Source organism: Thermobifida cellulosilytica TB100 (genome assembly GCF_001517975.1).
Taxonomy (GTDB): Bacteria; Actinomycetota; Actinomycetes; order Streptosporangiales; family Streptosporangiaceae; genus Thermobifida; species Thermobifida cellulosilytica.
In genome coordinates, this window is record NZ_KQ950185.1 from 28,878 (window position 1) to 32,668 (window position 3,791).

General features: G+C 74.4%; 3 protein-coding genes. 2 read left to right on the plus strand and 1 reads right to left on the minus strand.

The features are described 5' to 3' along the window. Positions 1–1,253, plus strand: a 1,253-nt coding sequence (locus tag AC529_RS15870; protein WP_068758109.1) for a hypothetical protein, incomplete at its 5' end; no start/stop codon positions are given. Between the two features lie 53 nt (positions 1,254–1,306). On the opposite strand, the gene AC529_RS15875 is transcribed toward AC529_RS15870, so the two are convergent. After that, positions 1,307–1,966 carry an alpha-ketoglutarate-dependent dioxygenase AlkB family protein gene (locus AC529_RS15875; RefSeq protein ID WP_068758111.1) on the minus strand — a complete coding sequence of 220 codons (660 nt, stop codon included), beginning with the start codon at positions 1,964–1,966 and terminating at the stop codon, positions 1,307–1,309. 617 nt (positions 1,967–2,583) lie between these two features. Between AC529_RS15875 and corA the strand changes: the two genes are divergently transcribed. Further along, positions 2,584–3,738, plus strand: coding sequence for a magnesium/cobalt transporter CorA (gene corA, locus AC529_RS15880; RefSeq protein ID WP_068758113.1), 1,155 nt, complete (start codon positions 2,584–2,586; stop codon positions 3,736–3,738). The last annotated feature ends 53 nt before the right edge of the window (positions 3,739–3,791 follow it).

The following is a 3,791-nucleotide window of genomic DNA, read 5'->3' on the forward strand; positions in this document are numbered from 1 at the left end:
GCGTCAACGACCACGAGGCCGACTGGGAGAAGGTCACCGTCTACCTGGTCGAGGAGGAGGACGGGGAGTACCGGCCGGTGTGGGTGGGCGCCTCCTCCCACGAGTACCTCGGCGACGACCTGCGCCGCCGCTGGGACGACCCGGAGCTGCACCGCGACGGCGACCACCCGATCATCTACGTGGGCGCCGGGTCGCACTCCCACCAGATGCTGCCCGGCGACTACCTCATCCAGGTCGACCCCTCCTTCCTGCGCGGGGCGTTGCAGGCCTGGCGGCGCTTCACCGCCCGCTTCCTGCCCTCCTCCAGCAGGCTCCGCGGGATCGGCGTGCCCTTCGTCGACTACGCGCGCGGCGACGGCGTGCGCGTGGGCCCCGGCGGGGAGCGCACCTGGACTCCGGTCGTCATCGACGACACCACCCCGTGGGTGCGGGGCTACCGCGGCCTGTGGGGCCGCAACACCCGCGACTGGTTCGACGGCGAACGCGCCCCCAGCGGCCCCCGCTACGAGCGCGACGGCACCGTGCGCCGCTCCTGGGCCGACCCGCTGTGGTGGGTCGGGCTGCACAAGGTCGCGCCCACCCCCGAGAGCGCCCGCGCGGACCTGCGGGCCCACCTGGAGGAGCTGGAGGCCCGCATCGGCGAGGCCGACGCCGCGATCGAGGAGGAGCGGGCCGCGCTGCGCCGCCTGGCCGCCGCCGAGATGGTGCTGAGCCGCCACGCCAGCGCCCAGGCGCGCGCCCGGGAGTACCGGGCCCGCATCGGCGAGGCCGAGCGGGAGCTGACCGCCCGCTACCGCGAGCGCACGCACCTGGCGGACGAGCGCGACCTGTACCGCGCCGCCCTGGACAGCGGCGAGCCGCTGGAGCTGCCGCCCCAGGCGCACCTGCGCTCGCCGCACCTGCCCTACGCCTCCGGCCGGCAGCGCACCACCCGCTTCCTGCACGTGTGGGCGACGCTGAGCACGCCGCTGCTGCTCACCGCCCTGGGCGCGGTCATGGTGCTGCTGCGCGGCAGCCTGGCGCTGCTGGCCGCGCTGGGCGTGGTGGTGCTGTTCGCGGCCTTCGACGCGCTGGCCCGCCGCCGCTTCCTGTCGTTCCTGGTGGGCCTGGCGCTGCTGGTCGTGGTGCTGGGCGCGCTGGCCGGGATCATCGCGGCCTTCCTGGTCAACTGGCGGATCACCCTGCTGGTGCCCATGGCGCTGGCCGTGGTCAGCCTGCTGTACATCAACATCCGCGACCTGCTGCGCCGCTGAGGTGCGCCGGGGCGCGCCCGCGCCGGGCGCGCCCCGCGGCGGCCGCGCCGCCCTCAGCCGCGGCGCAGCCCCGAGGCGCGCACCGTGATGTTGAACCGGCCCGACCGCAGCCCCGTCCGCGGGTCGGCGGTGCCGGGGAAGGTGCGCGGCACCCCGTGGTAGGCCCACCGGGACGGGCCGCCGAACACGAACAGGTCGCCGCCGCGCAGCTCCACGTCGGTGTAGGGGCGGGTGCGGGTGGCGGTGTTGCCGAACCGGAACACGCACGCATCGCCCAGGCTCACCGAGACCACCGGCGCGTCGCAGCGCTCGTCGCGGTCCTGGTGCATGCCCATGGTCGCGCCGGGCCCGTAGAAGTTCACCAGCGCCACGTCGTAGTCGGGGGCGGGGTCGGGCACCGCGCCGTAGGCGGCGGCCAGGCCGCGCAGCGCCAGGCGTCCCAGGACCGGCGGGAGGGGCGGCACGGGGGAGCCGTCGGGCAGGGCCGCGCAGTAGCGGTAGGGGCGCCAGTACCAGCCCAGCGAGGTCATCGCGACACTCATCGTGCCCCCGCGCGTGCGGTGCCGGGTCATCCCGCCGGGGCCGCGCGTCCAGGTGCGGCACAGCTCCACCAGCTCGCGCTGCTCGTCCGGGTCCAGCCAGCCGGGGACGTGCACCGCGCCCGGTGCGACCTCGACGGGGGAGGCGGGAACGGGAAAGAGTGCGTCGTCCATATCAGGGAATTCTGCCCCGTCAGCAGAAGTGATTTACCTCACATTGATCCGGTTGCGGTTGCGGCGCCGCGGCGCGGACCGTCCCCCTGCCGCTCCGGCAGCACCCCAGGGGCGGGGCGCCGCCCGCGCTCCCGGCACGACCGGACCGGTGACCAGCGGGATCCGGCCGGCCGCGCCGGGAGCGGCCGCCCCCGGCGCGGCCGGAGCCGACGGCGGGCACCGGGGCGGCCCCCGCGGCGGAGCGCCCCTCCGCCCCTCGGGGGTGCTGCCCGCCCGCCGGAGCCGTGCGTGCCCGAACACCGCTCCGTCCGTACTAAGGTGGGGCCGTAGCGGGATTTTCGAGGCCGACGAGCCGTGGACGCTGGAGGTGAGGCCGACCATGAGCCAACCTCCCAGTACCAACTAGTGCGGTGCCCGACCAGCGCCTAGCGCTGGTGATCTCGGCGCGCAAGAGCGTCCTCCCGTGTGATCGCCCCAGTGACGGGCAGATCGTCCCGAGGGCACGGCACTAGCCCCAGCCCAGTGTTCTCCGCGGAGCGCGGCCCGGTGCCTGCCGTGTGCCCGCGTCCTCCGCGACCGGTCGTCACCGAAGCACCGAACTCGCCCCGGGAGCTCCCATGTCGCAACGCCGCATGCGCTCGTGGCTGCCCAGCCTGCGCCCCGTCGCCACGGTCGCCAGGACCCACACCGACGCCCCCGAGTACTCCATGGACCCCCGCCCCGAGGAGGACGGCGCCCCCGCCATGGAGGACAGCGTCGTCGACGCCGCGGTCTACGTCGACGGCCGCCGCAGGCCGGGCAGGCCCGACGACCTGGCCCGCCTGCGCGACCTGGTCCCGCAGCAGCCCGGCGCGATGGCGTGGATCGACCTGCACCAGCCCTCCGACACCCAACTGCTGGCCGCCGCCGAGCAGTTCGGCCTGCACGAGCTGGCCGTGGAGGACGCCATCGTCGCCCACCAGCGGCCCAAGCTGGAACGCTACGACGACACCCTGTTCGTGGTCCTGCGCTCGGCCCGCTACCTCGACTACGCCGAGGAGGTGCGCTTCGGCGAGATCCACCTGTTCGTCGGCACCGACTTCGTGCTCACCGTGCGCCACGGCCAGGCCCCCGACCTGTCGACGGTGCGCCGCCGCCTGGAGGACGACCCCGACCTGCTGAAGCTGGGGCCCGAGGCGGTGCTGTACGCGGTGCTGGACGCGGTGGTGGACGGCTACGCGCCGGTCGTCGCGGGCCTGCAGAACGACATCGACGAGATCGAGACCCAGGTGTTCAACCGCGACCCCCGGGTGTCGCGGCGCATCTACGAGCTGTCGCGCGAGGTCATCGAGTTCCAGCGGGCGGCCCGCCCGCTGCTGGGCATCCTCGCCGACCTGGAGGCCGGCTTCGACAAGTACGGCACCGGCGAGGAGCTCCAGCGCCATCTGCGCGACGTCGCCGACCACGCCACGACCGTCGCCGAGCGGGTGGACGGCTTCCGCCAGTTGCTCAACTCGATCCTCGCGGTCAACGCCACCCTGGTCAGCCAGGCCCAGAACGAGGAGATGAAGCACCTCACCGAGGCCAGCTACGCGCAGAGCGAGGAGGTCAAGAAGATCTCCTCGTGGGCGGCCATCCTGTTCGCCCCCACCGTGGTCGGCGGCATCTACGGGATGAACTTCGACTTCATGCCGGAGGTGCACTGGAGGTACGGCTACCCGATGGCGGTGGGGCTGATGGTGGCGGTGAGCGTGGCGCTGTACGCGATCTTCAAACGCCGCGGCTGGCTGTGAGGCCCGCCCGTGTCCCGGTGCGGCGCGCCCGGCCGCCGCACCGGGACACGGGC

Coding starts and splice junctions, on each gene's coding strand:
- AC529_RS15875 (WP_068758111.1), bottom strand. CDS start 1,966: ATGGACGACGCACTCTTTCCCGTTCCCGCCTCCCCCGTCGAGGTCGCA.
- corA (WP_068758113.1), top strand. CDS start 2,584: ATGTCGCAACGCCGCATGCGCTCGTGGCTGCCCAGCCTGCGCCCCGTC.